Annotated in this window: 19 protein-coding genes and 1 pseudogene; 12 read left to right on the forward strand and 8 right to left on the reverse strand. The window is 58.0% G+C overall.

Translation table 11 applies throughout. From position 1 onward, the window contains the following. The 4 genes and pseudogenes from HMPREF2796_RS11700 to HMPREF2796_RS06745 form a co-directional block, all read right to left on the reverse strand. Positions 1–476, reverse strand: a pseudogene (locus HMPREF2796_RS11700) (hypothetical protein); the annotation flags it as partial. Positions 477–704: 228 nt separating this feature from the next. Then, positions 705–1,295, reverse strand: a complete 591-nt coding sequence (pgsA, locus tag HMPREF2796_RS06735; protein WP_070632200.1) for a CDP-diacylglycerol--glycerol-3-phosphate 3-phosphatidyltransferase — start codon at positions 1,293–1,295, stop codon at positions 705–707. Positions 1,296–1,306: 11 nt separating this feature from the next. After that, positions 1,307–3,133, reverse strand: a complete 1,827-nt coding sequence (gene uvrC, locus HMPREF2796_RS06740; protein ID WP_070632203.1) for an excinuclease ABC subunit UvrC — start codon at positions 3,131–3,133, stop codon at positions 1,307–1,309. A 71-nt stretch (positions 3,134–3,204) separates the two neighbouring features. Continuing rightward, on the reverse strand, positions 3,205–3,672 hold the full coding sequence (locus HMPREF2796_RS06745; protein WP_070632206.1) for a hypothetical protein: 468 nt from the start codon (positions 3,670–3,672) through the stop codon (positions 3,205–3,207). Positions 3,673–3,828: 156 nt separating this feature from the next. Here HMPREF2796_RS06745 and guaB point away from each other — a divergent pair, with 156 nt between their 5' ends. The 4 genes from guaB (at position 3,829) to dut (ending at position 7,997) form a co-directional block, all read left to right on the forward strand. Next, positions 3,829–5,295, forward strand: coding sequence for an IMP dehydrogenase (gene guaB / locus HMPREF2796_RS06750; protein ID WP_070632209.1), 1,467 nt, complete (start codon positions 3,829–3,831; stop codon positions 5,293–5,295). Between the two features lie 262 nt (positions 5,296–5,557). After that, complete coding sequence (gene fabD, locus HMPREF2796_RS06755; RefSeq protein ID WP_070632212.1) at positions 5,558–6,484, forward strand: ACP S-malonyltransferase; 927 nt, start codon at positions 5,558–5,560, stop codon at positions 6,482–6,484. A gap of 68 nt (positions 6,485–6,552) precedes the next feature. Beyond that, entirely contained in the window at positions 6,553–7,299 is a 747-nt protein-coding gene (fabG, locus tag HMPREF2796_RS06760) for a 3-oxoacyl-ACP reductase FabG (RefSeq protein ID WP_070632215.1), read from the forward strand. A gap of 245 nt (positions 7,300–7,544) precedes the next feature. Beyond that, positions 7,545–7,997 (forward strand): dUTP diphosphatase, encoded by a 453-nt coding sequence (dut, locus tag HMPREF2796_RS06765; RefSeq protein WP_070632220.1) that lies wholly within the window; start codon positions 7,545–7,547, stop codon positions 7,995–7,997. Between the two features lie 80 nt (positions 7,998–8,077). On the opposite strand, the gene HMPREF2796_RS06770 is transcribed toward dut, so the two are convergent. Next, complete coding sequence (locus tag HMPREF2796_RS06770; protein ID WP_070633449.1) at positions 8,078–9,049, reverse strand: hypothetical protein; 972 nt, start codon at positions 9,047–9,049, stop codon at positions 8,078–8,080. 221 nt (positions 9,050–9,270) lie between these two features. Further along, on the reverse strand, positions 9,271–10,179 hold the full coding sequence (locus HMPREF2796_RS06775) for a patatin-like phospholipase family protein (protein WP_070632225.1): 909 nt from the start codon (positions 10,177–10,179) through the stop codon (positions 9,271–9,273). A 242-nt stretch (positions 10,180–10,421) separates the two neighbouring features. On the opposite strand from HMPREF2796_RS06775, the gene HMPREF2796_RS06780 reads away from it, so the two are divergent. After that, complete coding sequence (locus tag HMPREF2796_RS06780; protein WP_070632230.1) at positions 10,422–10,853, forward strand: EamA family transporter; 432 nt, start codon at positions 10,422–10,424, stop codon at positions 10,851–10,853. A gap of 85 nt (positions 10,854–10,938) precedes the next feature. Here the strand turns inward: HMPREF2796_RS06780 and HMPREF2796_RS06785 are convergent, their stop codons facing one another. After that, complete coding sequence (locus HMPREF2796_RS06785) at positions 10,939–11,601, reverse strand: M23 family metallopeptidase (RefSeq protein WP_070632233.1); 663 nt, start codon at positions 11,599–11,601, stop codon at positions 10,939–10,941. Between the two features lie 217 nt (positions 11,602–11,818). On the opposite strand from HMPREF2796_RS06785, the gene HMPREF2796_RS10825 reads away from it, so the two are divergent. After that, positions 11,819–11,968 carry a hypothetical protein gene (locus tag HMPREF2796_RS10825; RefSeq protein ID WP_210385354.1) on the forward strand — a complete coding sequence of 50 codons (150 nt, stop codon included), beginning with the start codon at positions 11,819–11,821 and terminating at the stop codon, positions 11,966–11,968. An 82-nt stretch (positions 11,969–12,050) separates the two neighbouring features. Here the strand turns inward: HMPREF2796_RS10825 and HMPREF2796_RS06790 are convergent, their stop codons facing one another. Further along, entirely contained in the window at positions 12,051–12,464 is a 414-nt protein-coding gene (locus tag HMPREF2796_RS06790; RefSeq protein ID WP_070632235.1) for a nuclear transport factor 2 family protein, read from the reverse strand. Positions 12,465–12,644: 180 nt separating this feature from the next. On the opposite strand from HMPREF2796_RS06790, the gene HMPREF2796_RS06795 reads away from it, so the two are divergent. The 6 genes from HMPREF2796_RS06795 to HMPREF2796_RS11385 form a co-directional block, all read left to right on the forward strand. After that, complete coding sequence (locus HMPREF2796_RS06795; RefSeq protein ID WP_070632237.1) at positions 12,645–13,124, forward strand: FxsA family protein; 480 nt, start codon at positions 12,645–12,647, stop codon at positions 13,122–13,124. Between the two features lie 114 nt (positions 13,125–13,238). Then, positions 13,239–14,054 (forward strand): glutamate racemase, encoded by an 816-nt coding sequence (gene murI / locus HMPREF2796_RS06800; protein WP_003821951.1) that lies wholly within the window; start codon positions 13,239–13,241, stop codon positions 14,052–14,054. Further along, on the forward strand, positions 14,054–14,191 hold the full coding sequence (locus HMPREF2796_RS11380; RefSeq protein WP_168162820.1) for a hypothetical protein: 138 nt from the start codon (positions 14,054–14,056) through the stop codon (positions 14,189–14,191). Before murI ends, HMPREF2796_RS11380 begins: the two co-directional genes overlap by 1 nt. 30 nt (positions 14,192–14,221) lie before the next feature. After that, positions 14,222–14,800 carry a DUF4189 domain-containing protein gene (locus HMPREF2796_RS06805; RefSeq protein ID WP_083308670.1) on the forward strand — a complete coding sequence of 193 codons (579 nt, stop codon included), beginning with the start codon at positions 14,222–14,224 and terminating at the stop codon, positions 14,798–14,800. A 42-nt stretch (positions 14,801–14,842) separates the two neighbouring features. Beyond that, positions 14,843–14,977, forward strand: a complete 135-nt coding sequence (locus HMPREF2796_RS11775; RefSeq protein ID WP_256388661.1) for a hypothetical protein — start codon at positions 14,843–14,845, stop codon at positions 14,975–14,977. 30 nt (positions 14,978–15,007) lie between these two features. After that, positions 15,008–15,284: hypothetical protein (locus tag HMPREF2796_RS11385; protein ID WP_210385355.1), on the forward strand; the 277-nt coding region annotated here is incomplete at its 3' end.

Below are 15,284 nucleotides of genomic sequence, written 5' to 3' on the forward strand. Positions count from 1 at the left end.
GCGGGGGAAAGGCGCGGGTTTTCTTGATAAACTAAATCGAAATCCGCGCTGCAGAAGCGTTGCGCCGACGGGCTGCCGGCCTCCAGCCTGAAGCCTTCCCAAGGCTGGGCGCTACAGCAGTTTTTGGGGTCGTTGGAGGGATCGTACATTTGGAAGGGCTGGGACAGCTTCACGTTTAAAATCGCGCCCAAATCCACTTCCCGGGCTGTTCTGCCGCTTCCTGTCCTCGGATCGCGGCCTTTATCCAGCACGTAGATATAGCGCTCGCCCAGCATCACGATGCTGTTGGGTACCAGTTGCCGGCTGTCGGGTTTGGTGCGGGCAAAGCCGACCACGGTGTCTTTGTCGGTGTGGGTGGAGGTGGTGGAGCGGCCTTCCGATTCATAATCTTTCCATAAGAAGGCGGTGGCGCAGCCGTTGAGCATCAGCAGGGCGGCGGCGAGGAAGAGGGGTTTCAACAGGGATTTTGCAAACATGGCTTGATCCTTTGCTTGAGTGGGTGAGTGGCCAACCTTGGATGGTTGGTAAATGGATATTAACATTCGTTTGTGGGAAAGGCTACCTGAAAAGTGCCGGAGGGTGGCAGGCTGGGGTTCAGGTAACCTTTTCTGTATATACAAGATTTCAGATAGCCTTTTGCATAAGAAGGCTACCTGAAAAATATGAGGCTTCGGTAGGGTTGGTTAATGGTGCGTGTGGCGTTTTCAGCCGGCTTCGGGTGGACGGGGCTGTTTGAATTCTTTGGCCGCCATTTTGAGGTAGTAGAACATCGACCACAGGGTGAGCACGCAGGCGGCGAACATGAGGGCGTTGCCCAGCCAGATGAAGTCGAGGCCGAGGGAGGGCCAGCTTTGCAGCAGCAGCAGGGTGATGGCGGCCATTTGGGCGGCGGTTTTGAATTTGCCAACGGTGGCCACAGCCACGCTGTTGCGTTTGCCTAGCTGCGCCATCCATTCGCGCAGGGCGGAGATGGTGATTTCGCGGCCGATGATAATGATGGCGCAGATGGCCCAGGTGCGATCGAGGCGGACGAGGAGGATGAGGGCGACGGCCACCATGAGTTTGTCGGCCACGGGGTCGAGGAAGGCGCCGAAGTCGGAGGTTTGCTTCCATTTGCGGGCGAGGTAGCCATCGAACCAGTCGGTCACGGCGGCGAGCACGAATAATGCGGCGGCGCAGGTGTTTACGGTTTGGATGCCCACGCGCCAGGAGGCGGGCAGGTAAAAAAGGGCGGTAAACAGCGGAATCATGAGGATGCGCGACCAAGTAAGCAGGATGGGGATGTTCCAGGGCATATTGCGGTCTTTCAGTGTAGGGCTTCGTAGATTTTTTCAGCCAAGGCGCGGCTGATGCCTTCGGTTTGGGCCAAGTCGTCGATACTGGCGGCTTGGATACCGCGCAGGCCGCCGAAGCGGGTGAGCAGGCTGCGGCGGCGTTTGTCGCCCACGCCGGGGATTTCGGCCAGCGAGGAGGTAACGCGGGCTTTGCCGCGTTTGCGGCGGTGGCCGGTGATGGCAAAGCGGTGGGACTCGTCGCGTACGGTTTGCAAAAGGTGTAGGGCGGGGTGGTGCGGTGGGAGCTGGGTGGTGGTGCCTAAGTGCGGAATAATCAGCTCTTCGAGGCCGGCTTTGCGCTCTGGGCCTTTGGCAATGCCGACCATGGGCAGGCGGATGCCTAAATCCTGCCACACTTGCTGCGCCATGGCCACTTGGCCTTTGCCGCCGTCGATCAGCACCAGATCGGGCCATTTGCCGTCTTCTTCGTTGCCTTCGGCCAGTTTGCCGTAGCGGCGGGTGAGCACTTCGCGCATGGCGGCGTAGTCGTCGCCGGCTTTGGCGGTTTTGATGTTGTAGCGGCGATATTGGTCGGGGCGCATGCTTTGGTTTTCATAGACCACGCAGGAGGCGACGGTGGCTTCGCCTTGGGTGTGGCTGATGTCGAAGCATTCGATGCGGTTGAGCTCGGCGGTGGGCAGTTGCAGCAGTTCGGCCAAGGCTTGGACGCGTTGTTCTTGGTTCTGGTTTTGCTGCTGTTTCTGGCGCAGGGCGAGCAGGGCGTTTTGTTCGGCCATTTGCAGCCACACGCGCCGCTCGCCGCTGGTTTTGGCAATAAAGCGGATTTGTTTGCCGTGCTCTTCGATCAGAGCGGCTTGCAGGTTTTCAGGTAGCCTGAAGTTGCTGATGATGATATCGGGCTTATCGCGGTCGAGATAATGCTGGGCAGCGAAGGCTTCGCCATAGGCGACAGCTTCTTCGGGGGCAGAGTGGCGGCTGTCGGGGAAAAAGCTCTTTTCACCCACGCGCCGGCCGTTGCGGATGCTGACCCAATGAATACAGATGCTGCCTTGCTCGGCAGCGAGGGCGAGAATATCGATGTTGTAGGCAGCGTTGGGGTTGTTGCTGTCGATAAACTGCTGGCTTTGGATTTTGCCCAGGGCTTGGATTTGGTCGCGGTAGCGGGCGGCATGTTCGAAGTCGAGCGCTTCGGCAGCCTGCTGCATTTTGGTGGTGAGGCTTTGCAGCAGGCGGTCGGCTTTGCCGTTGAGGAATGTGGCGGCTTCTTCCACGCTGGTGCGGTAGTCTTCCTGCGAAATGTAGCCGACACAGGGAGCGGAGCAACGCTTAATTTGGTAGAGCAGGCAGGGGCGGTCGCGGTGTTCGAATACGCTGTCTTCGCAGGTGCGCAGCAGGAAAACTTTCTGCAAAATCTGAATGCTGTCACGCACGGCATAGCTGTTGGGGTAGGGGCCGAAGTATTGGTTGGTTTTCTTCAGGCTACCGCGGTAGTAGGCCATCTGCGGGAAGTCATGCCCGGTAAGCATGAGATAAGGGTAGGATTTGTCGTCGCGAAACAGGATATTGTATTTGGGCGACAAGGCCTTGATGAAGTTGTTTTCGAGAATCAGCGCTTCAGTTTCAGAGCGGGTTACCGTGATTTCGATGTGGGCAATCTGCCGCACCATCAGAGCAATGCGCGGGGATAAGTCGTTTTTTTGAAAATAGCTGCCCACGCGGCGTTTGAGGTTGACGGCTTTGCCAACGTACAAAACCTGCCCATCCTTATCCGAAAAGCGGTAAACGCCGGGCAGGTTGGGCAGGTTGCCGATGATGGCATGCGGGTCGAAATCAGACATGGCCGAAGGTTTGCTGGAAAGTGAAACGGCAAGACCGAACGGCCGGCTGAATCAAACCGGCTGGAGCGCCGTTAGTTGCAGAATTGATTTACGTTGCTCTGATATTGCTGGATGAGCTGCTCGCGGTTTTGGATACGGGCAGTTTGCGCGTGTTGCAAGTTGATTTTAGCAACGTTGCAGTTGCTGGCGCGGGCAGCATTGTTATCTTCTATTACTTTGCGGTTGGCTTCTTCCCTAGCCTGGTTTTCTTCCATCTGCTTTTGGTTGGTCATGGCTTGCAGATCAGCAGCAGAGATTTCACCATTATTATTCTGCACTTGTGGCAGCTGGTTTTGCTGATGGCCGGCAGGCGCAACGGCAGGGCGCGAGGTTTGGGTGCGCACGTTCACGATGTTGCTGGTGGCTGGAACAAGGTTTCTCGGCACATCGGAATAGGTCGGGCTGCGGCTATTCCAGTGGTAAACGTCTTCTGCCATCAGGCTACCTGAAAACAGCATGGTTGCGGCGCAGGTGGCCAGCAAGGTTAATTTTTTATTCATTTGGTGGTCTTCCCGTTGAATATGGTTACATAATCAGTTTTTATTGTACTTCAACTGGCGTGCGAATGTCATGCTTGGTAGTTGATGCTTACTAAATGCCGACAAATTTGCTACAATGCGGCCGCATCATTAGCAACCGACAAGAAGGTTTTAATCATGCGAATCGTTGAAAAAGCCTACACCTTTGATGATGTATTGCTTGTTCCCGCCCATTCCCAAGTGCTTCCCAAGCACGTCTCGCTGCAAACTCGTCTCACCCGCAACATTTCCATTAATATGCCCCTGATTTCTGCTGCCATGGATACCGTTACCGAGGCGCGCTTGGCCATTTCTATGGCGCAGGAAGGCGGCATCGGTATTATTCATAAGAACATGAGCATCAAACGCCAGGCTGAGGCCGTAGCTAAGGTGAAGCGGCACGAAAGCGGCGTGGTGAAAGACCCGGTAACGATTGCGCCGGAAATGTTGGTTGGCCAGCTGTTGGAAATGCGCGCACAACGCAAGCGGCAGATGTCCGGCCTGCCGGTGGTGCAGGACGGCAAACTGGTGGGCTTGGTTACCAACCGCGATTTACGCTTTGAAACCCGCCTCGACCAACCGGTGTCCGCCATTATGACGCCCCGGGTCGAATTGGTTACCGTGCCCGAAGGCACCAGCATTGAAGACGCGCGCGAACTGATGCATCAGCATAAGGTCGAGCGCGTTTTGGTTGTGAACGCCCAAGACGAGCTCAAAGGCCTGATCACGGTGCGTGATATTTTGAAAACCACCGAATTCCCCTATGCCAATAAAGACCAAGACGGCCGCTTGCGCGTGGGCGCGGCGGTGGGCGTGGGTCCGGAAACCGACGAACGCGTAGCCGCCTTGGTGGCTGCCGGGGTGGACGTGATTGTGGTGGACACCGCACACGGCCACAGCCAAGGTGTTTTGGATCGGGTGCGTTGGGTGAAGGCACACTTCCCGCAAGTGCAAGTCATCGGCGGTAATATTGCCACCGCACAGGCGGCACGCGATTTGGTGGCTGCTGGGGCAGACGCAGTGAAAGTGGGCATCGGCCCGGGCTCGATTTGCACCACCCGCATCGTGGCCGGCGTGGGCGTGCCGCAGCTGACAGCGATTCACAACGTGGCCGAGGCGCTCAAAGGCACCGGCGTGCCGCTGATTGCCGACGGCGGCATCCGCTTCTCCGGCGACGTGGCCAAAGCCTTGGCTGCCGGCGCCTCCACCGTGATGCTGGGCGGCATGTTTGCCGGCACAGACGAAGCGCCTGGCGAAATCGAGCTCTATCAAGGCCGCTCCTACAAATCCTACCGCGGCATGGGCTCGCTGGGCGCGATGAGCCAAGGCTCGTCCGACCGCTATTTCCAAGACAAACAAGACAGCACCGACAAATACGTGCCCGAGGGCATCGAAGGCCGCGTGCCGTATAAAGGCCCGATTGTGAACATCATCCACCAGCTAGTGGGCGGCCTGCGCTCCAGCATGGGCTATTTGGGCTGCGCCAATATTGCCGAAATGCACGAAAAGGCCGAGTTTGTGGAAATCACCGCCGCTGGCATGAGCGAATCGCACGTGCACGACGTGCAGATTACCAAAGAAGCGCCGAACTACCACGGGCGCTGATTTGAGTGAGAGGCTACCTGAAAATACGGCTTGCTGTTTTTCAGGTAGCCTGTTTGAGTATCCTGTTCTAACCAAGTAAATGAAGAAATCAGAATAATCGGTACGTTCATTCTAACTTTGATTAATCAAAATATTAGATGAATGGAATTTAATTCTTCTGCTGCCATTGCTTTAAAAGGCTACCTGAAAACGCAATCAGGCATTTTCAGGTAGCCTGCTACTGTTCCCAACAAGATATTTTTCAATAAGATAAGGAAACCCCATGTCTTTTGCCTTTTTCTTCCCCGGCCAAGGCTCGCAGAGCCTGAACATGATGGCCGGTTTCGACGGCAGCGCTGTTGTCCGCCAAACCTTTGAGCAGGCCTCCGCCGCGCTGGGCGAGGATTTGTGGGCGATGATGAACGGCGAAGATGCCGCGCTCATCGGCCAAACCGTCAACACCCAGCCCTTGATGCTGGCCGCAGGCGTGGCCACTTACCGCTCCTACCTCGAAGCGGGCGGCAAAATCCCCGCCGCCGTGGCCGGGCACAGCTTGGGCGAATACAGCGCGCTGGTGGCCGCGGGCAGCCTGGATTTTGCCGATGCCGTGCGCCTGGTGCGCCTGCGTGCCGAGCTGATGCAGTCGGCCGTGCCGCAAGGGCAGGGCGCGATGGCCGCCATTTTGGGGCTGGAAGACGATGCCGTGCGCCAAATCTGCGCCGCTGCCGCGCAAGGGCAGGTGGCCGAGGCGGTGAACTTCAATTCGCCCGGCCAAGTGGTGATTGCGGGCGATGCCGCTGCGGTGGAACGCGCTATGGCCGCAGCCAAAGAAGCCGGTGCCAAACGTGCCCTGCCGCTGCCGGTGTCTGTGCCGTCGCATTGCAGCCTGATGAAGCCTGCCGCCGAAAAACTGGCCGCCGCCCTGCAAAGCGTGGCATTGAACGCGCCGCAAATCCGTGTGATCAACAACGTGGACGTGGCTTCCTACACCGACCCCGCGCAAATCAAAGACGCGCTGGTGCGCCAGCTTTACAGCCCGGTGCGCTGGACGGAAACCGTGGCGCTCCTCGTGCGCGAAGGCATTACCGAATCCGCCGAATGCGGTCCGGGCAAAGTGCTGGCCGGCTTGGCCAAACGCATCGATAAAGCCGCTGTGTGCGCCGCGCTCACTTCGCAGGAAGCGGTGGACGCATTTATCGCCGCCCATTAATTTTCAGGTAGCCTCACACACCTCGGGGCTACCTGAAACCCTATTTCCCACTTAAAAGGAATCCCGATATGCTTACCCAAAATCTCTCTCAGAAAATCGCCTTGGTGACCGGCGCCTCGCGCGGTATCGGAGCGGCCATTGCCGACACGCTGGCGCAAGCCGGGGCAACGGTGATCGGCACGGCCGTTAGCGAAGCAGGCGCGGCTGCCGTTGGCCAGCGCTTGGCACAATGGCAGGGGCATGGCCGCGTGTTGCAAATCACTGAAGAAAACAGCATCGAAAATTTGATTGCCGACATCGAAAAAGAGTTTGGCAAGTTGGATATCTTGGTAAACAATGCCGGTATCACCCGCGACAACCTCTTGATGCGCATGAAAGAAGAAGAGTGGGATGAGATCATGCAGGTCAACCTCAAATCCGTATTCCGCGCCAGCAAAGCCGTATTGCGCGGCATGATGAAGCAGCGCAGCGGCCGCATTATCAGCATCACCTCCGTGGTGGGTGCGATGGGCAATGCTGGCCAGAGCAACTACGCCGCCGCCAAAGCCGGCCTGATGGGCTTTTCCAAATCGCTGGCACGCGAAGTGGGCAGCCGCGGCATCACCGTAAACTGTGTGGCTCCCGGCTTCATCGATACCGCCATGACCCAAGCCCTGCCTGAGGAAGTCCGTGCGGCATTCACCGCCCAAACTTCGCTGGGCAAATTCGGCGAAGCAGACGATGTGGCCGCCGCCGTTTTGTTTCTCGCCTCCGAGCAGGCGCGCTACATCACCGGCCAAACCCTGCACGTGAACGGCGGCATGCTGATGCCCTAAGCCACAGCGCAGTTATATTTTCAGGTAGCCCGAGGCCGTGGCAAACCCCATATTTGAGTGCAGTTCAAAGCGGTAGCATCGCAGAATGCGTAGATAATATTGAAATATTTTTCAAGCGTTCGAGAAGCGCACCGCGCAGAAATGTGCCAAATATGGGGTTTGCCACGGCCTCGACATGCCGCAGGGCGTAAATGGCTACCTGAAAATTTATCTACATTAAAATTCAAATCTTTATCGAGATAACTATGCAACCCACAGTCGAACTCAAAATCCTCAACCCAAAAATGCAAGAACACCTGCCGCACTACGCCACTTCCGGCGCCGCCGGCCTCGATTTGCGCGCCTGTTTGGACGAAGCCGTAGAGCTCCCGCCCGGCAGCACCTATCTTGTGCCCACCGGCATAGCCATCCATCTGGCCGACCCGGCCTACGCCGCCATGTTGCTGCCGCGCTCCGGGCTGGGCCATAAGAACGGCATCGTACTGGGCAACCTGGTCGGCCTGATCGATTCCGACTATCAGGGTGAACTCAAAATTTCATTGTGGAACCGAAGCAGCGAAACGTTCACCATCGAACCGATGGCACGCGTGGCGCAAATGGTGATCGTGCCCGTGCTGCAGCCGCAGTTTAAGGTGGTGGAAGAATTTGCCCAGAGCTCGCGCGGCGAAGGCGGCTTCGGCAGCACCGGGCGGATGTGAAGCAGGTTTGAACAAAGGCTATCTGAAAGCGAATGCGGTGAGTTTTAACTCCGTTGAAGCTGCGCTTTCAGGTAGCTTTTTTATTTGTTTATGCCGTCTAAGCGGCCGCTGAAGCGGCGTTTAGGTTTCCAGAAGGCCCAGCCGCTGCGGGCGCGGATTTCGAGGCTGCCGCCGTGTTCGCCGTCGGTGAGGAGGCGGGCGGCAGGGAGGTGATTGCGTTGCAGGGCGTGCCACAGGGGGGCGAAGAATTGTTCGTCCCATTGTTGCAGGGTGTGGGCGTAGACGTGCGGATCGCCCAGTTCGGCGGCTTGTTGCAGCTCGTCGAGATAGAGGGCGCTGTGTTCGATTGGTGTTTGGCTCTCGGCGGCGCTAGCTTGCCAATCGGGGAGGCTGTCGGGGGCGGGGTGGACTTGCGGGCTGCGGCTGTAGGCGGCCCAGGGGCTGTTGCTGCCGATTAGGGCGGGGGGCTCGGCATGGGTGTCGGGCATTTCGTCCCACAGCCAGAGGGCGTTGATGGGGAGCCTGCCTTCGGCTTGGCGGCGTTGGTTGACGGGGTGTTCGTGCAGCCACATTTGGATTTCGGTTTGGCGTTGCAGCCATTGCCTGCGCTGGGGGCCGACGGCTTGGGGCAGGTCGGCGTGCTGGCCGGTGATGTTGAGGATGCAGGGGGCTTGCCAGGCGGCGGGGCGGGGCAGGCGGATGCTCCACAGCTCGGGGGAAAGGGGGGCGAACTGCCAGCCGTCTTCGCCGCAGAAGGCGTTGAGGCCGTGGCACAGTACTTCGGCTTCTTCGGGGCTGATTTGCAGGCCGCTGCTTTGCAGCTGGGCACTATGCAGGCCGAGTTGCTGGTGCAGGGGGCTGGCGAAGGCGTAGGGTTCGGCGAAGAGGTGGTTGAGCTGCACGCCGAGGTGGGTAAAGCAGAAGTCGGCAGGTGCGGCGGGGGCAGCTTGGAAGCGGCCGAAACGCAGCAGGCGGTTGAGGGCGGGGGTGTGCAGGCTGGGGAGTTCTTCGGGCTGCGGCCAGTTGAGGCCGGGGAGGAATAGGGTGAACATAGGTGTGCGGCGGGTTGTTTTTTTAAAGGGGATATTTTTCAGGTAGCCCCAATCGGGATATGGGCTACCTGAAAAATATCCGGGCTCGGCCAAACGGGCGGTACGGCAGGGGTCTGCTCGCCTTTCGGTGCTTGCGGGCTTGGCTGAAGAATAGGCTACCTGAAAACGGGCGCTGTGAGATTCTGCGGAGCTAAAATTTCAGGTAGCCTCTTGCATGGGCATCAATGCACTTGGTAGCGCTGCAACACGGCGCGGATTTGCGGCAGGGCGGCGCGGGTAGCATCTTCGCCAAGCTTGATGGCGTGGGCTTTTTCATCGAAGCCGCCCACAGCGCCAAGGTGCTGTACCTGCGGTTTGATCACCACGTCGGCTTTGGCCAGCTCGCTGTTGAGGGCCGATGCGCTCATGATGTTGAGGCTTTGGTCGAGATAGGAGAAGAAGCCGCTTTGGCTGATACGGGCGGGCTTGGCGGAAATGTCCACCGCAATCACCACGTTGGCGCCCATCTGGCGGGCGGCAGATACGGGCACGGGGGCGGTGAGGCCACCGTCCACATAGCGCTTGCCGTTGATTACTGCAGGCTGGAACACGTTTGGGATGCTGGCGGAAGCACGCACGGCCTGGCCGGTGTTGCCGCTGCGGAATACCACGCTGCGGCCGGAGTCGAATTCGGTGGCTACGGCGGCGAATTTGCGTGGCAGGTTTTGGATCGGGCGGTTACCCACTTGGCGGTTGATGTAGTTTTGCAGTTTTTCGCCGCGGATAAAGCCGCTGGTGGAGAGGGTTAAATCCACCAAATCGGCGCGTTGCAGGTTTTCGGCTTCGCGCTGCAGGCGGGGGGCGTTCATGCCGGAGGCGTAGAGGCTGCCCACCAGGGCGCCGGCGCTGGTGCCGGTAACAATTTTTACAGGAATATTGTTTTCTTCCAATACCTTAATTACGCCAATATGGGCAAAGCCTTTGGATGCGCCGCCGCCCAATGCCAGGCCGATAACGGCTTGGGGCTTGCGGGTGGCTTTGAGCGGCTGGCGGGAAGGGGTTTGCGAACCACTGCCGCCGAGAAGGCCGCAGGCAGAAAGGGACAAGGCGAGCAGGGAGAGGCCGAGGCTGCGGCGCAATAGGCTGTTCATGAGGAATCCTTTGTTCTTGGGCAGGGAAGGACGATATTGTATAGCAAATTCACGCAACTTTCGCGCTTGCCTTGCGGCAGTTTTATACGGTCTGCGGCTTGCTGCGTAGCATTGGAATTAATTTAATTTGTGGTACGGCTTGAGTGAAGCTGCGGGTTATATAATATAAAAAAGCTACCTGAAAAATGGATGGGCAGATTTCAGGTAGCCCTTTTTCAGGGAATATGCAAAGGAATAATAATATGACTTCAAACGCTTGGCTCTATTGGGCTTTAGCTTCGGCCTTTTTCGCAGCGCTCACGGCGATTTTTGCCAAGTTGGGTTTGCAGGGCATCGATTCGGATTTCGCCACCTTTATCCGTACATTGGTGATCATCGCGGCTTTGGCAGCGTTTCTGAGCTACACCGGCAAATGGCAGGGCGTGGGCGGTTTTTCGGGGCGTAACTGGGCGTTTCTGATTCTTTCCGGCCTGGCCACGGGGGCTTCTTGGCTGGCTTATTTCAAGGCTTTGCAGATGGGAGAGGCTTCCAAAGTGGCGCCGGTGGATAAATTCAGCATCGTGCTGGTGGCGCTGATGGCGGTACTGTTTCTCAAAGAGCGGCCGGCAGCGCAGGAATGGCTGGGGATTGCGATGATTGCCGGCGGGGTGTTGGTGTTGGCTTTGAAGCGATAGTGGATGTAAAGCAAAAGGCTACCTGAACATGAGCTTCGCAGCAATGCGTGGAGCTGGTTTCAGGTAGCCTTATTGTTCCAAACGTTTATTTCGGCAGATAATCCATCGGATTGACGGCTCGGTTGTTTACGCGCACTTCGAAGTGCAGTTTCACGCGGTCGGTGCCGCTGCTGCCCATGGTGGCGATGGTTTGCCCGGCGGATACCTGCTGGCCTTCGCGCACGCTGATTTGGCTGTTGTGCGCGTATGCGGTGAGCATGCCGCCGGTGTGGTTGATGAGGATGAGCTTGCCGTAGCCGCGGATGCCTTCGCCCACGTAGCTCACGCGGCCGGGGGCGGCGGCTTTCACGGGGGTGCCGGCGTTGCCGGCGATATCGATGCCTTTGCTGGAGGAGCCGTTAAACTGGGTGATGATTTCGCCCCACACCGGCCATTGCAGGCTGCTGGGTGCGGCGCTGGTACGCTCGGCAGGGGTGCGCGTTACTGTGCGGTTGGGTGTATTGCTGGCGGATGTGCTGCGGTTGGTGCCGCTGCCCACGCGCAATCGTTGACCCACTTCGAGCTGGGAGGAGTTTTTCAGGTTGTTCCAGGCCATTAGGCGGGAGACGGGTTGGTTGAAGCGTCGGCTGATGCGGTAGAGCGTGTCGCCGCGCTGCACTCGGTAGTATTGATCGCCGGAGGAGGTGCCGGCGCAGGCGGCCATGAGGGCGGTACATAAGAGGGCGGTGCAGGCGGAAGAGAATTTCATGAAGCGCTCCGTGTGATGGGGCAGCTGGGCTACCTGAAAAATGAAAGATACAGCGGGTGTGAGCTAAGCAAATTTGGCATGTGCTCAAGTGTGCTGTAAAGAAGTGCTTCTATCATACTATAGGAAACGGCAGGTAAACAAACCAGCCGGTCGGGCGGCGTTGGTGCGAACAGGGTATGATGTGGCTGTTTGCAAAATATAGCGCGAGGAGAGGGCTATGCCTTCTGCATTCAATCAGCAGGCCGCAACCAATATTTATTGCTTGCTATTTGAGCAATACGAAACGTTAGATTTAATGGGCCCGGTGGAGTTTTTGTTCCGCCTGCCGCAAACTAGATTGAAGCTGACTCTTTCAGGTAGCCTTTGAATGCAGTGGGCTTGGGAAAACTTTGCAAAATACCCGCTTGATTTTATGTATGGCGGGCAGATATAGGGATGGCCGTTGTGCCCTAAGGGATAGCTTTGGATAGAGCCGATTGAATCAGCATCTGTGTGCCGAACCAGCCCCAGTAGATGCGGTGGCGCCAGATGAGGCCGTCTTTGAGCTGCATCAGCTCTAAAATGTCGATTTGCTCGCCATCGGGCGTTTGGCGCGGGTATTCCCACACGAGGAGGTCGCCGCTGGCAAGGTATTGGCCGCTGCGATACCAGCGCACCAATTCGTTGGGGCGGCGGCGGGTGCCTTCTTTGAGGAAGCGGCCGATTTCGGCTTTGCCATGCAGCACGCCGCTGTTTTGATTAAGGATGATGGGCACCAGCGGCGATTCGAGCTCGGCTGCTTCGTGATACAGGGCGAGCAGGGCAGCGGTGTTGCGGCTTTTGGCGGCTTCGTGCCATTGCCGGTAGATTTGTTCGGCGGTCATGATGTTTCCCAGTGTCGGATGCAAAAACCGAATGCTACGCTTGCTGAAGCTTGTAGGCTACCTGAAAAAGAGTGGAGCGAATTTCGCTAGAATAAGCGGAACGAATTTCGTTAAAACGATGCTTTGGTGTTGAGTTTCTGCGAAGCTAAAATCATTTCTTTGTTTGAAAAGGAAAAAACGATGCGTTACCTTGGAATTTGGCTCTTGCTGCTGGCGGGGGCGGAAGCGGCTTCGATTGTGATGGTGGCCGAGCGGCTTGGCGGAATGCCTACGCTGTTGCTGATGGTGTTGTCGTTTATGGTCGGCATGGTGATGCTGCGCAACTTGGGTTTTTCTTCGGTGATGCTGGCCGGCTCGCTGTTTAATAATCAGGGCGAGGTGTCGTTTTACCAATTGCTGTGGCCGCTGCGCTATATTGTGGCGGCGCTGCTGTTGATGTCGCCCGGTTTTGTGTCCACTGCTTTGGCTTTGCTGCTGATGCTGCCGATTAAGGGCGGTCCGGCGGCGGTGCGGCCCAACCAGATGGGGCAGAACTACCGATCTTCCGGCTACGGTGCGGACGGCGACATCATCGACGGCGAGTTTGAAACCGTGCGCCCGCAAGAGGAGCGTGAAGAAACCCGCTTGCTGGAACAGCACGATTACAAGCCGCCGCAATAAGGCTGATTAACCTCAAAAGGCTACCTGAAAATCGATACAAAGATTTCAGGTAGCCTTTCGCTTATCCGCCGCGCGTGTACAATACGCCTTTTCCCGCAACAGCAAACCAGCAACATGAAACCGAACAGCCTCACGCAGCGCCCCATCGGCGTATTCGATTCCGGCGTCGGCGGGCTCACCGTGGTGCGCGCGCTGATGGAGCGGCTGCCCAACGAAAACATCGTTTATTTCGGCGACACCGCCCGCGTGCCCTACGGCGTGAAATCGCGCAGCACCATCGAAACCTACACCGCGCAAATCGTTGAATTCTTAATGCAACACGATGTGAAAGCGCTGGTGATTGCCTGCAATACCATCGCCGCCGTGGCCGGTGCCAAAGTGCGGCAAACCGCCGGCGGTATGCCCGTGCTCGACGTGATTGCCGCCGGTGCGCAAGCCGCGCTGGCTACCAGTCGCAACGGCCGTATCGGCATCATCGCCACGTCCACCACTGTCAATTCCAACGCCTACGCCCGCGCCATCCACGCGCAAAACCCGCAGGCGCGCGTGCCCTCCCAGGCCTGCCCGCTGTTGGTGCCGCTGGTGGAAGAAGGCTGGCTTGAGCACGAAGTTACCCGCCTCACCGTGCGCGAATATCTCAAGCCGCTGCTCGCCGAAGACATCGACACCCTCGTGCTCGGCTGCACCCACTACCCCCTGCTCAAACCCCTTCTGCAAAGCGAAGCTCCGCATCTGGCGCTGGTGGATTCCGCGCTCACCACCGCCGAAGCTACTGCTGCCGCCTTGGCCGAAGCCGGCCTGCTCAACCCCAGCCAAACCCCCGCCGACTACCACTTCTATGTGAGCGATATCCCCCTGCGCTTCCAAACCATCGGCGAGCGCTTCCTCGGCCGCAGTTTGGAGCAGATTGAGATGATGCGGCTCGGCTAGTGCCAACTCATTTTCAGGTAGCCTCTCCCATCCGCAAAGGCTACCTGAAAGCGGGCAGAGCGGGCTTGCGCCAAACACGGCGGCTGCTGGATACGCCCCGCCTGTGCGGCAATGCACGGAGCAAGGCAGCAGCCTGAAACCCCCAAAACCCTCCCACGGAGAAAACCATGATGCACAAACGTTATTTTCTGCTTCCCCTATTGTTACTGGCCGCCTCCGGCGCATGGGCTTGCTACGACGGCGCAGGTTCGGGGAGATGCGGCCCGTACGGCCTGCCCCCCGGATCGGGCGCATATGTCCCGCCCCCCAGCTACACCCCGCAAATCTACGAGCCTCCGCAAATCTACGTACCCCCGCCGCCTGCGGTTTACAATATGATGTCCAACCCGCCACCGATCCGCGAAAGCCGCTACGGCGCGGTTGCCGTTTATTTCACTAATAGCTTATGGGATAGTCGCAAAATGTTTGCCTCCGTCCACGGTATTAACTCAGCGCAAAGAGCCAGACAAATGGCCTTACAGGCGTGCAACCGCAAAAGCGGCCGCACCTGCAAAATCTATTTTGACTACGCCAACCAATGCGCCAGCGTAGTGATAGGTCAAAGTTCCAAAGGCTTAGAAGCGTTTCCCGGCCTTTCAACGCAGCGCGGCCAGGCAGCGCTGGACGCCATGCAGAAATGCGAAGCCGCCAATGCCAAAGACTGCGAGTTTGTCATGGTGGAAGAATGCTCCCTGCCCATATATTGACGCCCCGCAAACGCCGGCCAATTGAAACAATGTCTGGCATCCATGCCCGACCTGCAAACCGCAGTTACCAAGCGCCAAGGCTACCTGAAAGCGGGCAGAGCGGGCTTGCGCCAAACACGGCGGCTGCTGGATACGCCCCGCCTGTGCGGCAATGCACGGAGCAAGGCAGCAGCCTGAAACCCCCAAAACCCTCCCACGGAGAAAACCATGATGCACAAACGTTATTTTCTGCTTCCCCTATTGTTATTGGCCATCTCCGGCGCATGGGCTTGCGACCCCGCCCAAGGAACAGGGCAGTGTGGTTATCAAGGATATGGCGGTGTTTATAGCACCTACGGTGAAGCACAAGATTCCTATCGGAATGCCTATCCCCAGCCAACCTATGTGCCCCAACAAATCTACGTGCCTCCGCCAACACCCCAGGTCTACACCCCGCCGCCGATCCGCGAAAGCCGCTACGGCGCAGTGGCCTATTATGAAAATC

Origin of the sequence: Eikenella sp. HMSC071B05 (assembly GCF_001811325.1) — a bacterium.
GTDB lineage: Bacteria > Pseudomonadota > Gammaproteobacteria > Burkholderiales > Neisseriaceae > Eikenella > Eikenella corrodens.

Bases quoted from the DNA above. Each gene is read 5' to 3' on its own strand.
- HMPREF2796_RS06795 (WP_070632237.1), top strand. From the start codon at position 12,645: ATGCGTTACCTTGGAATTTGGCTCTTGCTGCTGGCGGGGGCGGAAGCG.
- HMPREF2796_RS10825 (WP_210385354.1), top strand. From the start codon at position 11,819: ATGCCTTCTGCATTCAATCAGCAGGCCGCAACCAATATTTATTGCTTG.
- HMPREF2796_RS06790 (WP_070632235.1), bottom strand. From the start codon at position 12,464: ATGACCGCCGAACAAATCTACCGGCAATGGCACGAAGCCGCCAAAAGC.
- murI (WP_003821951.1), top strand. From the start codon at position 13,239: ATGAAACCGAACAGCCTCACGCAGCGCCCCATCGGCGTATTCGATTCC.
- HMPREF2796_RS06780 (WP_070632230.1), top strand. From the start codon at position 10,422: ATGACTTCAAACGCTTGGCTCTATTGGGCTTTAGCTTCGGCCTTTTTC.
- HMPREF2796_RS06805 (WP_083308670.1), top strand. From the start codon at position 14,222: ATGATGCACAAACGTTATTTTCTGCTTCCCCTATTGTTACTGGCCGCC.
- guaB (WP_070632209.1), top strand. From the start codon at position 3,829: ATGCGAATCGTTGAAAAAGCCTACACCTTTGATGATGTATTGCTTGTT.
- HMPREF2796_RS06770 (WP_070633449.1), bottom strand. From the start codon at position 9,049: ATGTTCACCCTATTCCTCCCCGGCCTCAACTGGCCGCAGCCCGAAGAA.
- pgsA (WP_070632200.1), bottom strand. From the start codon at position 1,295: ATGCCCTGGAACATCCCCATCCTGCTTACTTGGTCGCGCATCCTCATG.
- HMPREF2796_RS06775 (WP_070632225.1), bottom strand. From the start codon at position 10,179: ATGAACAGCCTATTGCGCCGCAGCCTCGGCCTCTCCCTGCTCGCCTTG.
- uvrC (WP_070632203.1), bottom strand. From the start codon at position 3,133: ATGTCTGATTTCGACCCGCATGCCATCATCGGCAACCTGCCCAACCTG.
- HMPREF2796_RS11775 (WP_256388661.1), top strand. From the start codon at position 14,843: ATGCCCGACCTGCAAACCGCAGTTACCAAGCGCCAAGGCTACCTGAAA.
- fabD (WP_070632212.1), top strand. From the start codon at position 5,558: ATGTCTTTTGCCTTTTTCTTCCCCGGCCAAGGCTCGCAGAGCCTGAAC.
- dut (WP_070632220.1), top strand. From the start codon at position 7,545: ATGCAACCCACAGTCGAACTCAAAATCCTCAACCCAAAAATGCAAGAA.
- HMPREF2796_RS06785 (WP_070632233.1), bottom strand. From the start codon at position 11,601: ATGAAATTCTCTTCCGCCTGCACCGCCCTCTTATGTACCGCCCTCATG.
- HMPREF2796_RS06745 (WP_070632206.1), bottom strand. From the start codon at position 3,672: ATGAATAAAAAATTAACCTTGCTGGCCACCTGCGCCGCAACCATGCTG.
- fabG (WP_070632215.1), top strand. From the start codon at position 6,553: ATGCTTACCCAAAATCTCTCTCAGAAAATCGCCTTGGTGACCGGCGCC.